This is a genomic window from Paenibacillus hunanensis (assembly GCF_014645615.1).
GTDB lineage: Bacteria > Bacillota > Bacilli > Paenibacillales > Paenibacillaceae > Saccharibacillus > Saccharibacillus hunanensis.
Map to the genome: position 1 here is coordinate 504,523 of NZ_BMMB01000002.1, position 23,840 is coordinate 528,362.

Annotated in this window: 18 protein-coding genes; 8 read left to right on the plus strand and 10 right to left on the minus strand. The window is 49.3% G+C overall.

The window, feature by feature from the left end:
- Positions 1-141: 141 nt before the first annotated feature.
- The gene (locus tag IEX62_RS05580) at positions 142-1,395 is read right to left on the minus strand and encodes a putative hexosyltransferase (RefSeq protein ID WP_188774418.1); all 1,254 of its coding nucleotides are present in this window, start codon (positions 1,393-1,395) and stop codon (positions 142-144) included.
- Between the two features lie 393 nt (positions 1,396-1,788).
- On the opposite strand from IEX62_RS05580, the gene IEX62_RS05585 reads away from it, so the two are divergent.
- The 3 genes from IEX62_RS05585 to IEX62_RS05595 are packed head-to-tail and all read left to right on the plus strand — an operon-like array spanning position 1,789 to position 4,137.
- A complete protein-coding gene (locus IEX62_RS05585) occupies positions 1,789-2,271 on the plus strand; it encodes a hypothetical protein (RefSeq protein ID WP_188774419.1) in 483 nt (160 codons plus the stop codon).
- On the plus strand, positions 2,271-2,651 hold the full coding sequence (locus IEX62_RS23690) for a hypothetical protein (RefSeq protein ID WP_229685627.1): 381 nt from the start codon (positions 2,271-2,273) through the stop codon (positions 2,649-2,651). The genes IEX62_RS05585 and IEX62_RS23690 overlap by 1 nt, the downstream gene beginning before the upstream one ends.
- Before the next feature lie 4 nt (positions 2,652-2,655).
- Positions 2,656-4,137, plus strand: coding sequence for a glutathionylspermidine synthase family protein (locus IEX62_RS05595; RefSeq protein ID WP_188774420.1), 1,482 nt, complete (start codon positions 2,656-2,658; stop codon positions 4,135-4,137).
- Between the two features lie 10 nt (positions 4,138-4,147).
- On the opposite strand, the gene IEX62_RS05600 is transcribed toward IEX62_RS05595, so the two are convergent.
- Positions 4,148-4,300 (minus strand): hypothetical protein, encoded by a 153-nt coding sequence (locus tag IEX62_RS05600; RefSeq protein WP_188774421.1) that lies wholly within the window; start codon positions 4,298-4,300, stop codon positions 4,148-4,150.
- Between the two features lie 66 nt (positions 4,301-4,366).
- Here IEX62_RS05600 and IEX62_RS05605 point away from each other — a divergent pair, with 66 nt between their 5' ends.
- A complete protein-coding gene (locus IEX62_RS05605) occupies positions 4,367-4,747 on the plus strand; it encodes a DUF350 domain-containing protein (RefSeq protein WP_188774602.1) in 381 nt (126 codons plus the stop codon).
- A 375-nt stretch (positions 4,748-5,122) separates the two neighbouring features.
- Here the strand turns inward: IEX62_RS05605 and IEX62_RS05610 are convergent, their stop codons facing one another.
- Positions 5,123-6,652, minus strand: coding sequence for a DUF6359 domain-containing protein (locus tag IEX62_RS05610; protein WP_229685647.1), 1,530 nt, complete (start codon positions 6,650-6,652; stop codon positions 5,123-5,125).
- A 1,072-nt stretch (positions 6,653-7,724) separates the two neighbouring features.
- Between IEX62_RS05610 and IEX62_RS05615 the strand changes: the two genes are divergently transcribed.
- The 3 genes from IEX62_RS05615 (at position 7,725) to IEX62_RS05625 (ending at position 10,636) form a co-directional block, all read left to right on the plus strand.
- A complete protein-coding gene (locus tag IEX62_RS05615) occupies positions 7,725-8,492 on the plus strand; it encodes a FadR/GntR family transcriptional regulator (RefSeq protein WP_188774603.1) in 768 nt (255 codons plus the stop codon).
- Positions 8,489-9,733, plus strand: a complete 1,245-nt coding sequence (locus IEX62_RS05620) for a CynX/NimT family MFS transporter (RefSeq protein ID WP_229685628.1) — start codon at positions 8,489-8,491, stop codon at positions 9,731-9,733. The genes IEX62_RS05615 and IEX62_RS05620 overlap by 4 nt, the downstream gene beginning before the upstream one ends.
- Before the next feature lie 360 nt (positions 9,734-10,093).
- On the plus strand, positions 10,094-10,636 hold the full coding sequence (locus IEX62_RS05625) for an NADPH-dependent FMN reductase (protein WP_188774423.1): 543 nt from the start codon (positions 10,094-10,096) through the stop codon (positions 10,634-10,636).
- A 93-nt stretch (positions 10,637-10,729) separates the two neighbouring features.
- Here the strand turns inward: IEX62_RS05625 and IEX62_RS23915 are convergent, their stop codons facing one another.
- A complete protein-coding gene (locus IEX62_RS23915) occupies positions 10,730-10,861 on the minus strand; it encodes a hypothetical protein (RefSeq protein ID WP_268239794.1) in 132 nt (43 codons plus the stop codon).
- A 208-nt stretch (positions 10,862-11,069) separates the two neighbouring features.
- On the opposite strand from IEX62_RS23915, the gene IEX62_RS05630 reads away from it, so the two are divergent.
- Complete coding sequence (locus tag IEX62_RS05630; RefSeq protein WP_188774424.1) at positions 11,070-11,900, plus strand: aldo/keto reductase; 831 nt, start codon at positions 11,070-11,072, stop codon at positions 11,898-11,900.
- Positions 11,901-13,065: 1,165 nt separating this feature from the next.
- Here the strand turns inward: IEX62_RS05630 and IEX62_RS23920 are convergent.
- From IEX62_RS23920 to IEX62_RS05660, 6 genes are all read right to left on the minus strand, one after another.
- Entirely contained in the window at positions 13,066-13,242 is a 177-nt protein-coding gene (locus IEX62_RS23920) for an aspartyl-phosphate phosphatase Spo0E family protein (protein WP_188774605.1), read from the minus strand.
- A gap of 382 nt (positions 13,243-13,624) precedes the next feature.
- Positions 13,625-14,398 (minus strand): GTP cyclohydrolase II, encoded by a 774-nt coding sequence (locus IEX62_RS05640; protein ID WP_188774425.1) that lies wholly within the window; start codon positions 14,396-14,398, stop codon positions 13,625-13,627.
- Positions 14,399-14,524: 126 nt separating this feature from the next.
- A complete protein-coding gene (locus IEX62_RS05645; protein WP_188774426.1) occupies positions 14,525-15,625 on the minus strand; it encodes an FAD-dependent monooxygenase in 1,101 nt (366 codons plus the stop codon).
- A 148-nt stretch (positions 15,626-15,773) separates the two neighbouring features.
- The gene (locus IEX62_RS05650) at positions 15,774-18,014 is read right to left on the minus strand and encodes a DEAD/DEAH box helicase (RefSeq protein WP_188774427.1); all 2,241 of its coding nucleotides are present in this window, start codon (positions 18,012-18,014) and stop codon (positions 15,774-15,776) included.
- Complete coding sequence (locus IEX62_RS05655) at positions 18,011-19,408, minus strand: ATP-binding protein (protein WP_188774428.1); 1,398 nt, start codon at positions 19,406-19,408, stop codon at positions 18,011-18,013. Before IEX62_RS05655 ends, IEX62_RS05650 begins: the two co-directional genes overlap by 4 nt.
- Positions 19,409-19,416: 8 nt before the next feature.
- Complete coding sequence (locus IEX62_RS05660; protein WP_188774429.1) at positions 19,417-23,751, minus strand: TerB N-terminal domain-containing protein; 4,335 nt, start codon at positions 23,749-23,751, stop codon at positions 19,417-19,419.
- Between the last annotated feature and the right edge of the window lie 89 nt (positions 23,752-23,840).

Below are 23,840 nucleotides of genomic sequence, written 5' to 3' on the forward strand. Positions count from 1 at the left end.
TTTTTTGTAGCAAAAACGCATAAGCCAGCGATTCACATCTACATTCTGCTTCACTTTACCTATAGTTTGCTATCCGTCCATCCGATCCGTCCATTACGTTATCCCATCTGAATGGGTGACCCCATTCTATGCTACATCCACTCACTCCACTCTCGCCTTCTCCCACCACAGCCTCCAGCCGATCCAGCCAAACGCCAGCACATGCAGAACAGCTACGGCAATACCGGGCGCGGGCGAAAGTGTACTCATCATCACCGACCACAGATTATATGTAATCGTAAGGCTGAGTAGCAGCGCCAGCGCAATCCAGCGTGAATCCAGCATCGCGACAAACAACAACAGGATCAGTGCTGGCACACTATAGCGCTCATGGATTTCAGTAGGCAGCATGAAAAAGGCAAAGCAGAGCCACACCCCTGCCTTGAGCACAACAGACGTGTCCAGCTTACGAATACGTAGCATATACCAGCCACTGTACAGTACCGCAATGACAAGCAGCAGCAAGCCAATATGCCGGAGCGAAATGATCCCGAACAGCCGTATCGTATCATTCGTATCTGGAGCTACGCCAACGAGATAATACCAGATATTCAGCGCATTGAGCGTAACCTGCGTATACATACCAACCGCACTCAGGTACGCGCCACGAATCATCGAATTTAGCCCACCATGACCGGCAAAATATAGCCCAGCTACAAGCAGTGGCAGCAACACTCCACCGAGCAGATACAGAATCGGACGAATCCGGCGCTCCAGTAAGCAGCGCAGCACATACCAGCCCAGCACGGGTGCAATCACAATCGCTTGTAGCTTGGTCAGTAATGCTAGCGCAAACAATATGCCTGCTCCAAGTGGTAGCGACAATAGCAGCAGTAGCGAGCCTGCCATGAGCATTCCATTCAACACATCCACCTGTCCCCACACAGCGCCGTTCACGATGAGCACTGGATTCAGGGCAAACCATGCCAGCAGCAGCAGACGGGTACGCGGATTCGCTGCCTGACGCGACCACAGGGTTACGACCAGAAAGGCAAGCATATCGAGCAAAATGAGCAGACTTTTGTACGTTAGTGTTCCCGCTACCGCCTGCAAGCCGAGTAGCCGCAGTAAATGAGCATAGCCTTCCATAATAAGCAAAAAGATCGGTGGATAGTTAATCCCACCATTATTCATATATACGTTGCCCAGTCCATAGTTCCCTACATCACTCATCCATTGCACAAACAGTCGCTGATCATCAATAAAGCCTGGATAGCGTCCCCCCATCCAGATACGTACGACGATACCAGCGATAAATAATACGATAATCGGAATGATCCCGCTTAACTGGCGATGCCGCATCGTACGCGAGCGATTGTATTCGCCAGTAGCCGATAATGTAACACGTTTATTCATACAGTCTAACCTCCCTGTGCAGTGCAAAACGATAATTCATTGCACCCTGCGTCTAGCGATATCGACGCTGGAAGCGGCAGACGTTGATCCAAGGACGACTGGAATACCGCGCATCATAGTCCGATCGGTACACAGTCAAAAACGCTGTTAGCTTGAACCTATTATACAAGCGCGCTATGCCGATTTACCAATATCGTGTACATATTTCCATACATATCGTAAAAAGGTTAGGGCAGAAGACAGAATTTCGTGTTTTTATACGGATTTGCTGTAATTAAGTGTTGTCAAATCTCCTGTTTTATCGAAAAATGGGATTTGTGCATCTTTTTATTAGATACATCGTAAACATGGAAGACTTTATTTATAGCAGCATGAGGGAGTGAACTGACACCAATGTATTATCCACTACGCTATATCGAGTGGTCGGAGCAGGAAGAACGAGAGCTAGGTCTGATTCAAGAATACCCTTCGGTTCAGCAGGATGAGCTATTTCTGTACAAGCTCGTCGATTCGATCAAGCTGAATAACCGAATCTGGGTGCATGTGTCCCATGAAACAGAGGATGATAAAAGTCATCTCATCTATGTGCGTCCATTTGCAGAAGAATTACCTGCGCCATACCAGAAGGAAATGGCTCGCGTAATTGCCGGGCAAAAGGATTATCCTTCACGTATGGTGCTGGAATACTGGATCTGGGATGGATACCAGTTCGTGCGCCGCGAGTCTGGGAATAGTTGGATGTCTGCACTCGATATTGCACGGGTGCTGCTCGATCATTATCGCACCGAGGGCGATGTAACCTATGAGCTGTTGTACATCACACTGGACGCAGATCGACAGAAGGTCATGATTTTTATGAAAGAGGTGAATGTATAATGGAGCGGAATCCATCTCAGCAGCCTGCGCAGACCGAATCCGTACAGCCGCTACTCGCGCACACCGGAACACCTGCCGTCTATATGGATACCTCAGAGCAAGCAAGCTCTCCAGATCAGAAGGAAAGCTCGGCCAGTCTGAATAGTAGACGCGCACGGATGACCGCCTTCTCCTTGTTGCTGGCTGTGCCTGTAGCGCTCACTGCCTGCTCAAGTGATGACAATGCACGCTGTGAATACGATCAGAACGGCAATCCGTACAATTGCGACAATTATTCCAGTAGCTCGTCCAGCAGTAGCCACTACTATAAAAGCAGCAGCTCCGATTCGCATAGCGGCTTTGGCAGCTCAGGCTCTGGCTTTTCCTTCTTTGGAGGGTAAGCGGATGCGTCATGTATATAATCTGAACATCCCGCATGAGCAGCTTTTTACAGGCGAGCTGGCGGAGCGGATTCCGTATCATCGAATGTATGGTAAGCCGTACTGCCTGCCTGCACTAACGCTATACACAGCCGCGGAATATGAGCGTATTGCCATCGCCTCTGAACGTGTACATAAGCTGTATCGTAAGGTTTTACAATTTGTGCAGCAGTATTTACCACTGAGCTATCTGACCGATCAGCTGGCTATTCATCCTGTGCTGGCGCGTATCGCCTGCTCGCCTATGAGCTGGGATGGGCTTACACGAATGGACTGGATTATTGGGCCAGAAGGAGAGCTCAAGTGTATTGAAAATAATACCGAAACCCCGACCGGCATTCCTGAGGTCGCTTATCTGGAGGGCAAGCTAGTACAGCATGCTCCTCATCTGCGTCCTGCCTCGGCACAAATGAACGACTGCATCCAGCAGATGTTCAGAGAGGCTGTATCGGACTACCAGCAGCGAGGACTTCAAGGTAAGCTGTACATGACAAGCTATGATTGGCATGACGAGGATCGGATGAATACGCTCTATCTAATGGAGCAATGTCAGCTCATTGGCATCGATGCTCAATTCGTACCGCTGGAGCAGCTTCGCATCGTACCGGATGATAGGCTGTATTACGGCGATGAACGAATTGAGCTGCTCTACCGACTGTATCCGCTTGAGTATCTCGTTGAGGATCGTGAGGAAGAAAGCGGTCGTACGGTCGGTCTGGATCTGCTAGAGCTGGTCGAGGCAGGGAAGCTTGGCTTGATCAATCCGGTGCAGCATATTATTACGCAAAGTAAAGGCTTTACCGCGACGCTCTGGTCGCTATATGAGCGCAATGAGGAGCTGGTAGAGCACGCTGGCTTCCGCCTGTTCACACCAGAGGAATGCGAGTGGATTGAGCAATATATGCTGCCGACTTATTTTACACCCGAGCCATTTATTCAGACAGATACGCCTTATGTGAGCAAAAGCTATTTTGGTCGTGAAGGACAGGGCACACAGCTTGTGGAGCAGCCACAACATGGTTCGCATCATGCGCAGCATGAAGTCGATCTACACAATCAGGCGGTATCGGATGTATCGGAACCAGTAGAGCGCTCTGACGAGCAGGCTTCACTCTATATGCAGGATCAACAGCAAGCTTCCTCGCTCCAGCATCTGCTTGAGGAAGCCGATGTGGACTGGGACTCCTTATCTCCTGCCGAACAAGAAACGTACGAGCTTGCGGCAACGACTGCCTACTATAATGAGCAGCCCAAAATCTATCAGCAGCTACAGCCGATGCAAACGATCTGTGCACAGACAGCAGATGACCGTTACGAGGGCTATCTGTTAACCGGAGCGTTTGTTATTGGGGGTCGCTTTGCTGGACTGCTACCTCGCATCGGTAGCAAGGTGACGGATAATCTGGCTTATTATTGTGCCGCTGCGGTTGTGCCAGAGGTAGATTGAATTTTTTTATTTAAAGAGGTGCGCCTGCACTTGTGATTGTGAGTGCTTGTGCTTGTGCTTGTGCTTGTGCTTGTGCTTGTGCTTGTGCTTGTGCTTGTGCTTGTGCTTGTGCTTGTGCTTGTGCTTGTGCTTGTGCTTGTGCTTGTGCTTGTGCTTGTGCCAAATGGTCATCTATTTCAAGCTAATATTCTAGGAGGGAATTTCATTGAAAAACTTTGCAACCGATCTGATGCATGTGGGTATCGGGCTGGTCATTTTATTCGCTATTTTGTTTGTAGGCTATTATGTATTTAGCCTGCTCACTCGCTACAATGATAATAAGCAAATCGCCGCTGGTAACGAGGCGGCTGGCATGTACATGGGCAGCAAGCTGCTCGGTCTGTGTATTATCGTAGGACTCGTCTCGATCAATTCGGATAATTGGCTCGATGTGATCGTCTGGTCGGCTGTGGGTATTGTAGTGCTGTGTCTGGTATACGTTATTTTCGATCTGGTTACACCGCGCACGAAGGTATGTGAGCAGATCGAGAATGGCAATATGGCAGTAGCTCAGTTGCTGCGCTCGCTGATTATCGGTATTTCCTTTGTCGTTGGAACATTCGTGATGTAAACCCGACTATCGTATGGTTAGGCACGGACTAACATGTTCGTTCTGTTTACTAACCCATACATCATAGTAGACAGATCGTCACCCTATAAGAAAAAGCAGGCTCTCCATATCCCATTAAAGGGTAGAGAGCCTGCTTTTTTGTTTGTCATTTCGTTAGCTGTATCTCATACAATATCGTCTAGTGCTTATGCTAATGGGTCTAGGAATGCGTACTGTAACCTCGATAAAAAGCTACCGTCTACACTACATCGTACACTCGTGTATCCCGAGCAATTCACACGTAATGACATGTGACACGCTCAGAATAGAGCATTCGGATGCCAAATAGTCCGTTATCCCTCTATCCGCTTGTTCCGTATAGCTCCCGATCATAGATCAGGAAGCAATATATCCGTAAGAGCCGGATTTGTATGTGGTTGGATCATACCATTTGTAGCCTGCTGCTGGTGCTGCCCATGGTTCTTGCTGTGGCTCTGTCGATGTGGATGGGTTCTCGATCGACAGCAGCGATGTTTTGCTGTCCAGTGTCAGTCCGTTCACCTGTGTAAAATCGGTGTAGCTTTCCTTTTGTGCCAGCCAGCGAACCGTGTTCACGAGCAGTGTTGCATCGTCGACTTCTTTGAAGCCGTCATAGGTCTTTTTCGTTTGTCCATTCTCTTCACGCTTGTACTTTGGTGTTGCATCTTCAACTGGAGAAGAATCGCCGATAAAAGCTGCTTTACCTGCGCCCAGCTTGGAGATGGCTGCATACGGGCCTTCGGCGCGACCACCACCATTGTATACGCCCTGATCTACCGCGCTACCCCATTTGGATACGCCTGTTGGGATGTAGACGATACCTTTAGCTTTGTTCGGATCGATGATAGCCAGTGTGGAGCCTGCATGCATCGCTACCGAGCTTACGCCCTGTGTAATACCAAACGATTGAGCAGGTGCTACGATATCCGTTGCATTCACATCACCCAGTGCATTGTAGCGGAAACGAATACCAAAGTTCGTGCCGAGCCAGTCTGAGCCAGTTACACCCTGCATCGCTGGTGAATTCGCTTCTTCGCTGCTCATGCCCAGTGCTGGGTTGCTGTACGCACCACGACGATAGCCGTTCATGGATTCCGAGCCATCCCAGCGGTTTTTGTTACGGTCGGCATTGTAATGGTCACCAATGAAGAAAATGCTGCCACCTGCTTTTACATATTGCAGCATCGCTGCTTGCTCGCTCGCCTTAAATGGAACGTTTGGCTCTGCCAGTACAAATACGTCGTAGTTTTTCAGCTTGTCATACGTGATCGCTTGCTCACCAAAGGTGTACGGGATCGAGCGCTCCAGCGCTTCTACCGTAAAACCAGCTGAACGCAGACCATTCGCAAAGTCGGAGAAACCACCGTCGATGACCCAGTCTGCTGCACCTGCTGTTTGACCATGAGTGTTATCGAACAGTACCTTTTTACCCGATCCGCCTGGAAGACCTGTGCCTGGATCTGGATTAGGTGTTGGCGTTGTGCTGTCGCCGCCTACTGTCATGGCAGTTGGGCTTTTTACGCCTGCAAAATTGTTATATGTACCCGCTGTTCCTGTAACGGTAATGGTTTTGCCAATCAGACTCGGATTGGATTGCAGTCCGAACTGAGAGCGGTAGGATGTACTGATCTGTACGTCCAGCAGCTTGTTGACGTTCGTCTCGCTGCTGCTATCTGCCAGCAGGATGTTGAAGTCATTGGCAAATGGACTTTGGAAATTAGCTGTCTTGGAGCCTGTTGCATGACCGACCACGATTCCTGTTACCGTAATCGTGCCACCATTTTGAGATTGAATCGCCTGAGCAACAGTCAATGCGCCAGCTGCCTTTGCCTGCTCCTGCGGAATCATCGTGAACAATGATGTAACCGCCAGCAGTGCTGTCAGCATAATTGCAGACAGTCTTTTTTTCATATGATGCTTCATAAGCATGCCTCCTGTACCCGTATGTATGGGCAAAATATGATTCTCTAATAAAGATAATTCTTTTTTATCTAGCATATTCCTCTTTTATGTAAAAATTTAATAAAATTTACTTTTATGTTGGGGACAAGTTTGAATTGATGAGCTGATTATAGAGAATGTAACGCTATTGGAGTTCATTTTTATGAGAGGTAGACAAAAATAGGAATTTGGACTAAAATGTCCAATGTGTCAATCATCCTACCTTTGAGTTGTTTGGGTTTTATTTGGAGAGATGGTTTGTGCTGAAGGAGTAGGTACATAGTAAATGTGTGCTGATGGGAGACAGCACTCCGGGAAGGAATAAAGGAACAGACTCCCGTATCGCACAGGAATCTACGAAGTAGGAGTGCATGGTAGATTCCCGTGCTCAAAAGTCGTCTTTTTCCCTTATTTCCTTCCCTGCGTTGCGTGGGGATTGTAGGCATACGAATTGAAGTACACGTTCTTGTTGCTTTAGCTTATCTTTGCTACTTCAGCTTGTCCTTGCTACTTCAGATTACTCAGCTTACTTTGGACGATACAATCGAGCTTTGTTGCGTATGGAATATCAATTGATTACGTATAAAGTATTACATATAAAATTATGCTTGGCTTCAAAGTGATTTTTTGTTCTTTTGTACAAAAAGTAAATTTTGTATGGTTAATTCTGTTTTTTTCTCAAGCTTAGATAGCTTTTAATTATGCGTAATCAGCATGAGGCAAGGAAATGCTAATGTAGGCGTGAGTCATTTTGTATGTGAAATTGTCTTATTTGAATTGCTAAGAATGTGGTGCAGTGCAAGTTACGTTACGATAAATAGAAATTCATTTCATCGCACTGATAGTGCATGATGCCATAAGTATATAACTGTGAGAAGAAGATAAAGGTTACAGGCTCCTTGCAGTATTAGCGAATTTCTGGCGTGGGTTCCTAGTATAGATTCGATGAAAAATGATTTTTGCGAAGCAAAATATCTTATCTTTTACAACGTAAACTGACCTTCTGGAGGGGATTATTATTTTTGATAAATTGGAGAAAAAATCGCTGGTGGAGCAGCTTTGTGAGCGGTTGGAGCAGCAGATTCGGAGTGGGGCATGGCAGGTGGGGATGCGGATTCCGAAGGAAGCGGATTTGATGGAGCAGTTTGGGGTGAGTCGCAATACGCTACGAGAAGCGGTGCGGGCGCTGGTGCATGTGGGGTTGTTGTCTACACGGCAGGGAGACGGTACGTTTGTGGTGGCTGACAGTCCGCTCGGGCCGGTGTTGCAGAAGCGGCTGAGTAGCTCCAGTGCGATTGAGATTTTGGAGGTTCGTCATGCGCTGGATCGCGAAGCGGTGGTGCTTGCGTGTGCGCGGCGCACGGAGGAACAGCTTGTAGCGATGGAGCATTATGCTGGACTGTGCGAGCAGCATCGGGCGGCAGAGCAGATTGAGCAGTTTGTCGATGTGGACATGCATTTGCATCAGATGATTGTGGAGGCTTCTGGAAATGCGCTGCTGGTTGATCTGTATCAGCATCTATTTGAACGCATTCAGATGTCGATCATGAGCACGACCGAGGTAAGTAGCGATGGCGATCATACGGGACATCGTAATCTGATTGCAGCCATTCGTGAACGTAATGAAGCACAGGCGGCTGCGATTGTGGATGATTATATTGGACATTTTAAAAATATACTGATCGACAATAAGGCAGATACGGTATCGAATACGACTTCCAGTGATACCGATTCAGCCAACCTGCGTTTGGATCAGAATCATATAGAGGAGAATCACACATCATGAATCGAACGTTGCAACCGGCTGGGATGAGCACGCCGCTGCGGAATCCCGCTTTTCTATTGTTTTGTATTTTGTTTGTTTCGTTTAATATGCGTAGTCCGATTACAGGCCTCAGTCCGCTGCTGGATCTGATTCGGGGCGACTTTCCAATTTCGAATACGATGGCTGGCTTTCTAACCACGATTCCACTGCTTGCCTTTGCGCTATTATCGCCTTTTGTGGCGAAGCTGGCAGGTAGCTATGGCATGGAAAAGATTATTTTCTTCTCGCTGATCGTGCTTGTTATTGGGGGCTGGCTGCGTCCATTTGGCGGGCTGACGTTGTTGATTCTCGGTACATTTTTGACGGGACTCGCGATTGCGGTGGTTAATGTTATTTTGCCGGGCTTGATCAAACGCGAATTCCCACATCGCATCGGAATTATGACAAGCATTTATTCGATCTGTACCAATGTGTTCGCTGCGCTCGCGTCGGCGGTGAGCTTACCGCTGGCGATGAATGGTGGACTCGGCTGGAAAGGATCGATTTTGACATGGACGGTGCTGGGAACGGCTGCGCTGTTATTCTGGACAACCCAGCTGCGTCACAATCGCGTTGCACGGCTGGCGAAGCGTACACAACGGGCTGGTGAGAGCGTATGGCGTTCACCGCTAGCGTGGAAAATTACATTTTTCATGGGGATGCAGTCGCTGATTTTCTATGTGTCGATCGCATGGCTGCCGGATATTTTGCAGCAGCAGGGGTTAACACGTCTGCAAGCCGGCTATATGCTGTCGCTGATGCAATTCTCGATGCTACCGTTTAACTTTCTAGTACCGATTCTGGCGGCACGTCTGGCAACACAGCGTCTGCTCGTGCTGGTGACGGTTGCGCTGTATCTGCTCGGACTGGCAGGGCTTATCTTTGGCGGTGGTCATATTGTGCTGGTTGCGATCTGCCTGATTCTAATCGGCATCGCCGGGGCAGCATCATTCAGTCTATCGATGATGTTCTTCAATCTGCGTACGCGTACGCCAGAGCAAGCGACTGAGGTTTCCGGTATGGCACAATCGATCGGATACCTGCTGGCAGCATGTGGCCCGACCTTGTTCGGTATTTTGCATGACGTCTCCAACAGCTGGACGATTCCGTTATTGCTACTTGTCGTTGCCGCTGCTAGCCTTCTGTATACAGGATTAGGCGCAGGCAGCCCTGGTTATATTTACCCTGCTACGTCCAAGGATAATGAAATACAGGTAAAATAAAGCTTATTCTGCACTACTGTAAAAATCGTATTATGATTCGAATGAAAACGGAGCGGCAACCCTGTACTATGGGTTGTCGCTCCGTTTTCGCTTACTATCCACAGCTCTGCAATGTTGCTAATCGTGCTCCTCTTTTTCCAAACACTCCATATTGTTGTTCCTTTACTCGCGTCCCATTGGAGCTTATTGCGATGTAGCTCACCAAACTCTCGATATTACTATTCCTGTACCCTGTTTCATACAGCCAATCTTGATTCAACTTTAGTTTGTAGTCATATATACTGAATAAGACAGCTTTGCCTGTATAGCTAACCGTACGATCATTACATACTCTACTTACACAAGAGAGGAGATTCACTTATGAACCATCCATTCCGCATACTTGCGATCTCGGGAAGTCTCCGCCAGTCGTCCTCCAATACATTATTAATGAACGCCATGATTGGACTCGCTCCTAGCCAGCTGATCTTTACCACCTACACGGGTCTAGGCGACTTGCCCCATTTCAATCCAGATCTGGACACCGATCATGGCCCTCTGCCTGTTCAAAGCTTGAGAACACAGATTGATGGAGCCGATGGGGTTCTCATTTGTAGCCCGGAATATGGAAATGGCGTACCCGGCGCACTCAAAAACGCACTCGATTGGATCGTATCCTCTGGCGAATTTGTGAACAAGCCTACCGCTGTTATTACCGCTTCCCCCTCCCCTCTGGGCGGCAATTATGCTAATGAATCCTTACTGCTTACGCTACAAATGATCAATGCCCAGGTATCGCAGCAAATGGCACTAACGATCCCACATATTACGTTAAAGCTATCCAAAGACGGAACTATCACAGACCCAGCCTTAAAGCAAAGCCTGAAATCGATACTCCAAGCCTTACAGCAAGCCTGCTATTGAAATAAAAAAAGGTATCTATCCTATGAAGTACCATCCAAGTCTATGTCATTATTTTAAAATACGAAGCATCATTTAACTGATCTTTAATTAAGCTCATACTGCTTTTGTTGTTCTTGCTGTCTTTGACATTCTTAATGTTCTTGCCGTTTTTGCTACTTTTGCTACTTTTAATAACCTCACTGCTTTTACTGCTTTTACTGCTTTTACTGCTTTTACTGCCATCACTGTTCTTACCGTACACCTACTTTTTCTATACCCTTCTCACCTATTCCATTGATGCTCAACTCTCCAACCAAACGGGCTTTCTCAACATAATCGGCAAGTATCAACGTCAGCGCAATTCCGTGATTTTCTAATGAATTCAGATTAATTCGCTCAGATTAGGGTATGTTCTATAGTGAGCCTAAAAGCAATCCAAAGGGAGGAATCACAAATGACTACAGATATCAAAACTACCGTTAAACTGAACAATGGTGTGGAAATCCCATGGTTCGGTCTGGGTGTATGGCAAGTAGAAGAAGGCGAAGATGCAACTACATCCGTTAATGCAGCGATCGAAGCAGGCTATGTACTGATCGATACCGCTGCTGCCTATAAAAACGAGGAAAGTGTCGGCAAAGCGATCCGCGAATCCGGCATCCCACGTGATCAATTGTTCGTGACATCCAAGCTGTGGAATGCCGATCAGGGCTATGAATCCACACTGGCTGCATTCGATGCAACGATGGACAAATTAGGACTGGATGTGCTGGATCTATACCTGATCCACTGGCCAGTCAAAGGCAAATATAAAGATTCCTGGCGCGCAATGGAAAAGCTGTACAAAGACGGCCGCATCCGTGCCATCGGTGTAAGTAACTTCCAGCCACACCATCTGGACGACCTGCTCGCAGATGCCGAAGTCGTCCCAGCAGTCAATCAGGTGGAATTCCACCCGCTGCTGACACAAAATGAACTGCTCGACTACTGCACACAAAAAGGCATCCAAGTCGAAGCATGGTCACCACTCGCACGCGGTAAGCTGTTCGATAACGATGTGGTCAAAACCATCGCAGACAAATACGGCAAAAGCCCTGCACAGGTTCTGCTGCGCTGGGTACTCGATAAAGGTGTAGTCGTTCTAACTCGTTCTGTTAAACCTGAACGCATCGCCGACAACGCCAACATTTTCGACTTCCAGCTGACTACCGACGAAATCGACCAGCTGAGCGCCCTCAACAAAAACGAACGCACCGGCCCAGACCCAGATAACTTTAATTTCTAAAGATCATTAACTGCTAATGATCGATGTGAAATAAAAGCTCGATCTATAAGGTATTTTCAAGGTGCTCAAGGCATTTAAGATATCTGCTCCTTATCGACTTGATCCTTATCGATAAATATAGAGCAGAATCTGACCCTATATATCATCGATTAAGCTCTACGCCTAATAGAACGAGCCACAAACGCATATACAACCAACACCGCCTACCCGCTCCATACGAGCTGATAGGCGGTGTTTTTTCTGAATGGCTATGCCTGTCTCTATTCCTAACAACTGCCTACGTTAATTGCTTCTATTCGGTGATGCTAGCTATATATTAGAGTTTGATTGCATAGGTTCCTTTAGGTTAGATATATCATCGCTATCTAATGAGTTAGTTGTTATATGTCTTCAATCTTTTGAATCGATGAACATTTGATTAAGCAGGAGACTATATGAAATGTTTGAATATTTGAGCTTTGGGTACACCTCAGTATTTAGATTTAGAACCTGCAAGACTGCGCGTCTCAAGTATTGTGGGTTACGGGGTTACGGGGTTACGGGGTTACGGGGTTACGGGGTTACGGGGTTACGAACTTCTGAGCTTGTGAATTTTGAATCTACATATTTTTCTTGAGAGTATTTGAGTAGCTAACTTGTTGTAGATTGAACTGCTGAAAACTCACTTAAATTCACAAACAATACATAAGGTACTGTTACAATTCAAAAGCCTACTTATACCTGCTAAAAGGATTTTATATTTTGTCCTACCATTCGTCTGCGACAAGCACAGAGCGAAGGCAAGGAAATAAGGGGACAGGACGACTTATAGTGTTAGTGCTTTCCTAACACGGGGTTCAATGAAAAGTGATTTTTGCGAAGCAAAATATCTTACTGCTTACGAGGGGCGGGAATCTTCATTTTATCCCAATTCCAAAAGATTCCCGCGGCTCCACCCGAGTCCATCCCCTTATTCCTTGCCGGAGCGGTGTCCGCTCCCCTCACGGATAGTAACAAAAAAGCCCCCATTTCCATGGAGGCATGAACATCATTCCTATATTCCAAACTAACGTACCCTTGCTAAAATGTTGCTTCGCTATCCTATGTGTAGCCATCGACTCCATCACCAGCCGTATAACGAGCCAGCTAAAAGTCCATTGCGCCCACACCGTAAGTATATGTCCTTCTACATCGACCCTACGATTGAACTGCGAGTACCTAGTAATGTCTGCTTCAAAAGATTGTACTGATTAAGTATAGAATCAACTCTTCTCGACTGGTCCAATACGCGGTGGTCATGAAGATCATAGTACTGTACCATGTCATTAAGTTCCCGGCGCTCAATTTCGATATACTCTTCCATCTTCTTAAGCTCTTCCAAGAAACTCACCTCCTGCCGCGATATCTAAAAAGGAACAGATGCAATGCTAATATGGATGATTCTCTCTATCTCTCCTTGATTTGTATCTGCTACTCTGTCTACGAATTTTACCAAACGATTCCTATTTCTACCATATCAGATTTACATGTACTTTACATTCTAAAGTTAGGTATGATTTTCTTTTGTGCTTTTAGAAAAATCTTAGCTATCCCAATCTACTAAAAACATTGAAAACAAATTTTATTGAAGTAAATGCTCTTTAGGAGGTGTTCTACTCATTTAGACACTTAATTAGATTACAGGTATTTAGTATCTAATTACATCATTACATAATAAAGCTTCTATTTCTTAGTACATTAAGAATTTATTCTGCAATTGTATTATTCAGTGGGCCGCTACCAAAGTGACCGGAGCGCTTCACTTTCGTTTTCAAGTACTTCTCGTTAAACTCAGAAATGTCGCCCCATAGCGGAATCCGCCCACTCACCCCTGCACCGGAGCGCTTGAGTGCTTCCAGCTTGCGTGGATTGTTTGTGATCAGTGTAACTGGCAGCTGACGCAGCTGATTCAAGACAGCGATCGCATCATCATAGTTACGCATATCATCCTCAAAGCCCAGCTCCAGATTCGCTTCGACGGTATCCAGACCTTGCTCTTGCAGCACGTATGCCATCGCTTTGCTGAACAAGCCGATGCCGCGTCCCTCGTGATTCGCCAGATAGAATAGTGCGCCCGTGCCGTGAGCTACGATCATTTTCATCGACTGCTTCAGCTGATAGCCGCAGTCGCAACGCTTGCTGCCGAAAATATCACCGGTATGGCAAATGCTGTGCATCCGAATGAGCGCATCCGGTGAGCCTTTGAAGTCACCATAGACGAGTACGCTCGATTGCTGCGCTTCTGCCAGATTGGACGAGGACAGCATCTCAATGATCGACGCATGGTCGATGTTCGGATTGCCACATTCTCCACCTGGCAATGTATCGCAGCGTACCCAGCAATACCATTGGAAGATAACCGTTTCTCCATCTAGATTGATAGGCAAGCGAATGGGACCAACCAGATAGATCGACTTATCTTGACTTGGTACAATTTGAATATACTCTTCAAGTGCATTGTTGATTTTCGGATTAATCATTATAAGTTACCTCCAAATTATATGTATCTTATCAATTATAGATACGTTTAATTAAAAAAATAGGATGACTAAAAACTTTGCAGCATAATGATTATAACAATTGCTGCTTGTATTTACATACTGTCTTCAGAATTGATAAGCAGGAAATTGTCCGCTAAAGCCAGCTTCGCGTGCAAACTGGCTAGCCAGCTCAGCGCGTGTTTCCTGCTGACGAAGCTGTTCAAATTGCTTGAGTCTTGCCAGTCCCGTGTCATCTGCGTGAAGTGCGTCGATGATCAGTGGTGCCAGCACATGTGCGTCCTTCATAGCGCTATTCACACCGATCGCGCCTGTCGGACTAAACGTATGTGCCGCATCGCCCATAATAACCAGACCAGGCTGCACCCAGGTATCGCACACACAGCTCTGCACCTTGAGCAGCACAAAATCATTCCATGCACGCAAATGACGTCGTACCTTCTCTTCTAGCTCAGGGAACGATTCGATCAGCGCTTCGGTAAATGGCTCAACCGGTGTCTTGCGCAGCGAAGGAAAGCTATCCTGTGGAATATTCCAACCGATCTGAATATACCCTCCTTGCTGGCTAAACAGCGCTAGCTGTGCTTGCTTGGCAAGTGCCATCCGCACGGTCGCTGGCCAGCCCTTCGGTGCAGGAATACGCGCCCAGAGCAGATCGAAGCCGTGCTTTAATATTTGCGTGCCAATCCCAGCCAGCTTGCGCACAGTGGAATAACGACCGTCCGCACCAATGACCAGTTTGCTATTAATTGTCAATTCTTCGCCCCGATGACGCACTTTTACCCCGTTTACCGCACCGCTAATCGGATCGTGCAACAGCTCGGTCACACTGCTATCCATCATCAAACGATAGTTTGGATAAGGAAGGGATTGGCCGATTAGCGCCTGTAGCAGATTTTTTTGCGGAACATGAATACCGGTGTGCTGCTCCCCAGGAGCGGGTAAGATCGTTTTGACAATTTGGCCCTGCTGAAAATATTCTACACGTTCCATCAGCAAAAGTCCTGCTTGCTGAACATGTCCGTACAGACCGTGCTGGCGTAAAATTTGCTCGCCCTGCGCATTCAGATGCTCCCCGCGAAACTCCTTATCGATCCCTGCATGCCGCTCCAGTAAAATAACCTCTACACCGCTCGCAGCAAGCAGGTATCCAAGCAGTGCTCCGCCCGGCCCTGCACCCACAATAACAACTTCTGCATTCAAGCTCATCGGCTTCTCCTTTCCACCTGGTTTTCAGTATCTTTATTTGTAGTAGCAACATAAGGATATTACCAATACTTACTTTTAATAAGTAGAGTATATGTAATAAGTGTTCCTTTGTCAACTTTGTCATGAGCGTGCCAAAAAAGCCAGGGAATTAAGGCTCCCTGACTTCATTATCGGCTTGTGGCTGCAAATTGATGTGCACATTACCAATCGCGAGCAACGCTTCTTTCATACCTTCCAGATCCAGTCCATCCGCAGCGAATGCCTGACGCACCAATCCAGGCTGAATGAATTCATCGTACTTGCCCAGATAAGGCGCTTCTTCATCGCTCAGTAGCTGCTCCGGGAAGTCGATGCGCTTGCACTCAGCGATCATCTCCGCCATCAGCTCATACGCATCGGCTTTGCCGGACACGACGAAATAATATGGCTCCATCGGCGTCACTGCGCGCAGTCCGAGGCGTTCTGCCAGATTGTGCTTGAGCAGACGCTCCAGCGTGCGAAATGGCTTGCTGCCCATCCATGGCAGCACGAAGCAGGAATCGCCGCCCGCTGGTAAAACAGGCGTTTGCAATAGTCCTGTTTCCCGTGCCAGTCTGCGTGCACGCTCCAGACGTGCTGCTGCATTAGGCGCAAGGTAAGAATATAGCTCCGACGACGCGAGGATATCACGGATTTTTTGCATGACACGGGTATCGACATCGCCCCCGGCACCGAGCCAGAGCGTATCGACCTTACCTTGAGATGACTTCACATAGACCGCCTTGTGGCGACTGTCGATCTCCTCAACCTTCCATAGCTTGCCTGCAAGGGAGAAGCAGTAGCCCGGCGGCGGTACGGTTGTGATCGAACCGATCTCTTCCGAGCCATGATACACCGAATGCTCCTCATCATCCTTAAATACCGCATAAAAGCGAAAATTATTCACGATCTTCTCGCCTGCCATCCCAATGATGAGCGTGCCTTCCTCCGTACGCTGAATATGATCCAGCTGAAGCAAGTATTGCAAAAATTGCTGATACTGCTCCACCGTGAATTCACGAAATGGTGGCAGTGTCATAATCGCACGCGCCAGCTCCGCAGGCTCGGCTTCGCCCATACTTTTGAGCGTACTCATCGTCTGATGATACAGGATCCCGATCGGCAAGCGGCGCGCCTGAAATGGCTCGACCCAGCGATCACGCACATACAGCTCGATCACCGCAATCGCGCGTAGCATCATCCATGGCATACGTGCCGGAAGCTGTGCTTCTTCATCCTCTTCCTCCGGGCAAACGAAGATCATTTCCGATACAGCACCCTCACGTCGCCCCGAGCGTCCAAGCCGCTGGACAAAGCTCGAACACGAATACGGTGCGCCAAGCTGAATGACACGCTCCAGCTCACCAAGATCGATACCTAGCTCCAGTGTGAGAGTAGCGGCTGCTACAGCGGGCCCATAGCCTTCGCGCAGTGCGGCTTCGGCTTCCTCACGCAGCATCGCCGAGATGCTGCCATGATGCACATGGAAAATGTCCGGCTCCTGCCGTTTGGCAGCTACACGGCGCATTTCCAGTGTTAAATATTCCGCATCCGAACGACTGTTAGTAAAGATCAGCGCCTTTTTATGATGCGTCTGATCGTAAATGAAATTATGATACGCTTGCTGCGCATATTCGAGCTGCTGTGCCTGCTCCTCATTGCGCGCATCCGGGAAGGAGAAATGCTCGACACTGAGGCGTAGCTTGCGCGATCCTTGTGGTGAGACAACCTCAACCGGCTGCCCTGTATCCGAGCTTAACCAGGCACATGCACTCTCGTAATCACTCAATGTCGCAGACAGACCGATGCGCTGTGGACGGCAGCCTGCCATCCGCTGAATGCGAGAGAGCTGTGCCAGCACCTGAACGCCACGATCGACACCCATAAAGGCATGCACCTCATCCACCACAATATAGCGCAGATCACCGAATAATGCTGGAATGGCATTCGGCTTGTTCATGAGTAGCCCTTCCAGCGATTCCGGTGTAATTTGCAGGATGCCAGAAGGATTTTGCACCAGCTTCGTTTTATGCGATTGCGGTACATCGCCATGCCAGTGCCAGACTGGAATCTCTTCGTCACGCAGTACGCCTTTTAACCGTTCATACTGGTCGTTGATCAGCGCCTTGAGCGGGCCGATATATAGAATGCCGACCGAGCTAGACGGCTGTTCATATAGTGCCGTTAGCGCCGGGAAAAAGGCGGCTTCCGTTTTCCCGGAAGCTGTGCCAGAGGCGATTAGCAGATGATGCGGTGTATCGAGCAGCACCCGACATGCCTCTACCTGCGCCTCACGCAGTTCCTTCCAGCCACTACGATAGATGTACTCCTGAATAAACGGCGCCAACCGATAAAACGGATGCCCGCTCACAGGTCAAACTCCGCCAGAAAGTCATCCACTTCATCTGGCTGTGCCGAGGCGATAGGTCCACGCGCCGGATTGGTCGCGTTAGCTCTAGCAGGCGAGGAAGCCTGCTCCGGTGTCGAAATCGCTGGTGCAGGAGTTGCCGCCAGCTCGCCGAGCAACATATCAAAGCTCAATTCCTCGTTAAAATGGAGCGTGTTCAGCAGATCGACAAAGTCGCGTACCACTTCACGCGGAGTGAGTAGCTCATCTGCACCCAGTCTGCCGACTGCCGTCTGCATAAAGGCGACAAGCTGCTGCTGTTCCAGCACTATGTCATATTTGTAATGCTGACTGTGAATATCGCGTAGCTTTTGCAGCATGAGCAGAATTTCTTCATGGGACAGCATCTCCAGACGAATGACCGGGCCAGCGAAATTTTTCGTGCTGCTAGCCGCAAATCGACTTTCCGCCAGTCGCGAGCGTAGCGCCTCGTAGCTGTACAATCCACGCCGCGGGTCTTCCACGAATTGCGGAGTACCGCCAACGAATACGCCCAGATGTCCAGCCTTGCCCTGCATCGTATCATTAAAAATCGTCAGTAGCTTTTCATAGTTACTCTGCCGCGAGACACTATTCGAAATTTTATATAAATTCACGCCTTCATCGATAAACAGCAGTAAGCCCTTATAGCCGATCCGAGCAGCAAATTCCGCCCATAGCTTCATATAGTCATACCAGCCATCATCATCGATAATAACGCTCACATTCAACTCACGCTTGGCTTCGGTACGCGTCTGGTATTCTCCACGTAGCCAGCGAAGTGCAGATTGCTTGAGTGCATCCTCGTTCAAGCGAATGCCTTGCCAGTACGCCGATAATACTTTGGCAAAATCAAAGCCATGCACCCAGCCTTCCATTTCGGCTGTGACCGCATGGATACGGCGCTGTACCTCGATGCCAATCGTTGGATCATCGGCAGGTACACGTTGTTCTTCCATCACCTGCTGTTGCAGGGTGGAAATCCATTTTTGCAGCATTGATTCCAGTGCTCCACCATCTGGGCGGGTGCGTGTAGACAGATTGGTCATCAGCTCGCGATACGTTGCCAATCCCTGCCCTTTGGCTCCAGTCAGGCGGCGCTCTGGCGACAGATCGCCATCAGCCACGATAAAGCCGCGATCCATCGCGTAGTTGCGTACCATTTGTAGCAGGAAGCTTTTTCCGCTACCATAGCGTCCGGTAATGAGCTTGAACGCAGCGCCACCATCGGCAACATTGTCCAGCTCACGTAAAATGGACTCAATCTCATATTTGCGTCCGACCGCGATATGCTCTAAGCCGATTCTCGGCACTACACCTGCGGCAAACGAATTCACCAGTGCGGTCGTGACACGTTTTGGTATTTTCACATCATTCATTTTCCAGTTCACCTCATGATGATTGCATCCAGCAATGATCTGTATTCTTCCATAACCGCACCATCATCCAGCAACAGATCACCGATATGATCCATTGCCAGATCGTTGACCTCGTCAGCCAGCAGTGCTGCCATCATGCCATAGCGTGCTGCCACGCCTTGCAGTGTATGCTCGTCCGCATCATCCAGCATCGCAGCCAGCAGCTCGATATGCTGCGGCTGCATCGCTAGCAGGCAATCCTGCCATTCCTCGTCCATCTCTGACACATCCAGCAGTCTCGCAGCGGACGATGTCGCCGCTACCGGCTTGGATGCTTCCTCATGACCATGATGGGCAGAAACATCAAGCTCCTGCTCATTGGATACAAAGGCAGAATGCAAGGTATTGCCGCTTCCTGCTGCATGAACAAATGGGGCTACTTCCAGCAGGGATGGCTCCATTTGTTCAGTCTGTTGCTCTATAAACGAAGCTTCCTCAGTGATAGGCTCTGCGTTTGTATCCCATGCGTGGTGCGTATCCTGTTCACGATACTCCGCCGAGACTTGTTCATTCGGTATAGCAGTGGTTGACTCCACCTCGTCCAGCATATGGATCGCTCCGGGTACGACAAGCTCATCCATTTCCTCGTATTCATATATCGATTCATGCTGTATCGATGTAGCATTCGCTTCATCCGCTTCTGTCTCGCTTCGCTCTGCCATTTTCGCAGCGGTCGACTGCGCGGCAGCGGCTGCCCACTCCGCATAGGCCTGCTCGGCCTGCTGCTCCTGACGGATCGCTTCCTTCTCTTCCTCACGTAAGGTTAGCATATCACGCACAACTGCGGAATCCGCCTGCAACCGTTCCAGCAATGCCGGGTCGATCTCAACACGACGCGGCGCTGCCTGTTCCTCCGGTATGGTAAAGGCACGTCGGATATAGCGTTCGATCAGACGAGCGATCTCCGGCTCGACTGGCGGCTGGATACGTAGTCGCCCATTAACGTTGAGCTGCTTACGCAGTTCATTTTCCGTCAGCTTCACAATGCCGGTTAGAAATTCTCGTAGCGGCGCATGCTCTGTCAGCGGTAAACGACGCACGGTGCAGGTACGCCCATGACGTGTAGAGTCGTAGACTGCACTGCGGAACAGGTAGCGCTCGCTCTCCCGATAGACGGGTGGGCGGAATAGCCCGAGCAGACGACTTCCCTGCTGACGTTCCAAAAAGGCATCTATCGCAGCCAGTACTTTAGGAATATATTCGTTCATCGCTTCCTTGCCTTCATCGGCATAAAAGCGGCTCCGCTCCAGATCGTAATCGAGTAGCGATGGTAGTAGCTCCATTGGCACCTTTACAGGAGAGGCTAGTAGCAGTCGCTCCCATTCCAGATCAGTCAGCTCCGTTGGAACATGTCGCGGCGATTCCAGTAACAGCTCTAATAGCGATTCATCCAATTCATGCACCTGTGCAAAATCGACGATCCACGGTGGCAAATATCGATCCAGCTTGCCAAAGCGGTGACGATACTGACGCCAGAGGTTCATGAGCATATGATAGCCGTCCAGTGGCTCGTGCCAGCCTGCTCCATTGATCACTTCATAGCAGAGCAGGAAAATATACGATAAATCCGTTGCCGGATAACGCTCCTGACGCACCTCATTGCGCCAGTAAAAATACCAGCGCTTCTGCCGCCAGGTCATACTCTCGTAGGTTGGCCAATAGCTCATAAAGGGCACAAACTCAGCCTCTTCCTCCACCTGATCTGCCATTTCATGGGCACGCAGTGCAAATACATATTCGGCACTCTGAATCGCTGACATGGAGCGTCCCATCGTTGCCGCAGATTGATCAAAGGCTGTCATGCCCGTTGTCGACGGTGGATACGCGTCAAACATCGGCTCCAGTGACAATATCTCCTGCTCGGAAGATGTCCGTGACGAGCTTCCCTGCATCGACTGATCCTGCTTCGCTATAAAGCTGGAATCGTCTCGCTCTGGTAATGGCTCGTCCGGTGCTGGGATGGCATAGGAAATGCCATCTGTACGCGACAACAGAATTGGCGCTTCACTGCGTTGCTGTCCATTCTCTCTCTCGGCAAGAGTATGAATAGCATCCGTCTGATCCGAATGCAGAGTCGAATGAGTAACGAACAACTCGGTCGATGACGATGAAGTGTTCTCATCGTGTACATCTGCATCCAGTAGTATGGCTGTAGAATCAGTTTCATTTCGCTGTGGTATCTTCAACGATGTATTCTGCACAGAGCTATCCCCATCGGCAGTCTCGGATGGTGCTGGATTCGGATAATCCGTATCCTTAGCTTCTGTCCAATTCAATGATGCTGTATCCGTTCCATTCATCCAGCCTGATCCAGCTGATCCCGATCCGGTCGAACTAGCATTCAAGCGTTCCCAGCTCGCAGCATCTTCCTCTGCTTCTGCCGACACGGCTGGCGGTACGTACAAGCGGCGTGTACTTGCTTCAGTATGCGGTAGCTCAAGCTCCGCTCCTGCATAAGCAGTATGCGGCGTATATTCATCAGGATAGCGTCCTTCCGCCTGCTCCTTTTCCGATGTTGGCTGTACAAAGGCTGGAGGACGCTGAATATGAATGCCCTGACGGGACAATTCCTGTAGTAGCCCTTCCATCCGTTCCGACTTACTCTGATGATCCATCGCTGGCTTGGAAGAAGCACTAGATGGCATGTCCACTGTAGGCTGTTTGGTCTGACGATAGGGCATTCGCGTGGCAGCGGAATCCCATGGTTCCGCTTGAGCCTCCCGCTGCGGCATGTGCGAAGCATTCATCGCCTCAGCACGCGGTGGAATGCGCAAGCCACGCTCCGCTGTTCCCAGCTCCAGCTCGGTAAAGCCACCTGTACGCGCCATTTGCGGCAATCCCGGTTGTGCAGCACGACGCACTAGCATCGTATACGGTGGTGGCAGCTCGGTTAATGGATGCTCTGGATCAGCAATCGCATATTCCCGCACGACCGAATGAAATAGCTTGAGCAGACTCGTTTGTGCTGTACGCAGATGTGGATCGTCCAGCATTTCATTTTCCGTGAAAATAGATAAGCGAATACGCGCATTGATCTTGTTCATCGCGCGATACATTTTACTGGATACATCGGCGGTCATTTCATCCGGTTCCAGATAGATCGCAATATCCACACCACCCGGCAGGACAGCATTTCGCTGACTGAGCAGACTTACAGGGACAACGGTGAGTGAGCGATTCGAATCCGATTGGGCAGCTTTACCTGTCGATGCTTCTTGCCAGTGTGACTCTAGCATCGATGACCAGCGCTTCCGTAGCTCGGTCAGCAGTGCTTTGCGTCCGATTAAGGCGATTCGGCACGAAGGAAAACGCCGAATACGCTCAGCAATAAATTCGCCCAGTGCTTCACTTTGCGCCATCACACCACCCAGCATCGCACCGGATATTCCCCAGCGACACAGAAACTCAAAATGATCATATAATCCGCCCTGTCCGTCCGGCAGTGCCAGCCCGGGGATCACCATCTCTTCCCACGGACCACGCAATCGCTCGGAGCCGCGCTGGATAATCTCCTGTGGAGTGAGACGGCTATTGCGCTCCAGTGGCGTTCCATCTGCCATCCGTCCCATCGGCCCCAGCCCAAGCTCACGCAGCAGATCGGTTTCCACCTGACTGCCATCCTCCAGCCGAATCATAGCGCCTGCCGAGCCCATACGGCGCGATAATTCCACAGCCGGATAGCGTATACCGCCGATCTCGATCATCGGTAGTGCCATAACGGTGCCAACACCATCCCGTTCTTCGAGTCGACCTTCCAGCAGCCAGCGTGCCTCGGTATGCCAATCCGTTTCAAAGGTAGCTTCCTCATACGGAATGCGCGGTGTGGATACCGACTCTGCCGTGTAGATCGAAGCTCGGTCTTCTGGCATAGCCTCTGTAGCATCAGCCAGAAAGCTTGCTTCCTCGTGCTCATACTGTGCACGATCACCCTCATACAGCGTGGCTGTTGTTACATCTGCACTTCCTGCTAGCACCGCTTCGGCATGCTTGTCCCAATACGCTTGCACAGGTGCACCCTCATCCGTTTCCAATGCACCGGGCAAGAGTCGCAATAGCCGAGCATACAGTGTCCCTGCTTCATCAGGGCGCAGCAGGCATTCACTATGACCGGATGCGCTGAGCTGCCAGCGCTCCTCGCCGGACAGCGTGCAGCCCATGACCAGCTGCTGGATATCCCGCGCCTTTTCCGGCTCGATGGCGTGACTGCCATACGAGATATGCAGGAAAAAGCCTCGGTCTTCCTCGAAGCTGAGCAGAGCGATATACGATTTGTCCGTGAACGATACCGGAGAAGTTAACGTCATGATGCAACCTGGCCTTTCTGTGTATTCGTAGTCAACATAATATCCCAATTATACATGAACCGTTCGCCCGATTGGTATAGGTAACGAAC

What these genes read in the sequence shown, in the direction of transcription:
- IEX62_RS05580 (WP_188774418.1), bottom strand. Translation starts at nt 1,395, where the DNA reads ATGAATAAACGTGTTACATTATCGGCTACTGGCGAATACAATCGCTCG.
- IEX62_RS05655 (WP_188774428.1), bottom strand. Translation starts at nt 19,408, where the DNA reads ATGAATGATGTGAAAATACCAAAACGTGTCACGACCGCACTGGTGAAT.
- IEX62_RS05645 (WP_188774426.1), bottom strand. Translation starts at nt 15,625, where the DNA reads ATGAGCTTGAATGCAGAAGTTGTTATTGTGGGTGCAGGGCCGGGCGGA.
- IEX62_RS05605 (WP_188774602.1), top strand. Translation starts at nt 4,367, where the DNA reads ATGCATGTGGGTATCGGGCTGGTCATTTTATTCGCTATTTTGTTTGTA.
- IEX62_RS05630 (WP_188774424.1), top strand. Translation starts at nt 11,070, where the DNA reads ATGACTACAGATATCAAAACTACCGTTAAACTGAACAATGGTGTGGAA.
- IEX62_RS23920 (WP_188774605.1), bottom strand. Translation starts at nt 13,242, where the DNA reads ATGGAAGAGTATATCGAAATTGAGCGCCGGGAACTTAATGACATGGTA.
- IEX62_RS05625 (WP_188774423.1), top strand. Translation starts at nt 10,094, where the DNA reads ATGAACCATCCATTCCGCATACTTGCGATCTCGGGAAGTCTCCGCCAG.
- IEX62_RS05660 (WP_188774429.1), bottom strand. Translation starts at nt 23,751, where the DNA reads ATGACGTTAACTTCTCCGGTATCGTTCACGGACAAATCGTATATCGCT.
- IEX62_RS05595 (WP_188774420.1), top strand. Translation starts at nt 2,656, where the DNA reads ATGCGTCATGTATATAATCTGAACATCCCGCATGAGCAGCTTTTTACA.
- IEX62_RS05610 (WP_229685647.1), bottom strand. Translation starts at nt 6,652, where the DNA reads ATGCTGACAGCACTGCTGGCGGTTACATCATTGTTCACGATGATTCCG.
- IEX62_RS23690 (WP_229685627.1), top strand. Translation starts at nt 2,271, where the DNA reads ATGGAGCGGAATCCATCTCAGCAGCCTGCGCAGACCGAATCCGTACAG.
- IEX62_RS05620 (WP_229685628.1), top strand. Translation starts at nt 8,489, where the DNA reads ATGAATCGAACGTTGCAACCGGCTGGGATGAGCACGCCGCTGCGGAAT.
- IEX62_RS05640 (WP_188774425.1), bottom strand. Translation starts at nt 14,398, where the DNA reads ATGATTAATCCGAAAATCAACAATGCACTTGAAGAGTATATTCAAATT.
- IEX62_RS05585 (WP_188774419.1), top strand. Translation starts at nt 1,789, where the DNA reads ATGTATTATCCACTACGCTATATCGAGTGGTCGGAGCAGGAAGAACGA.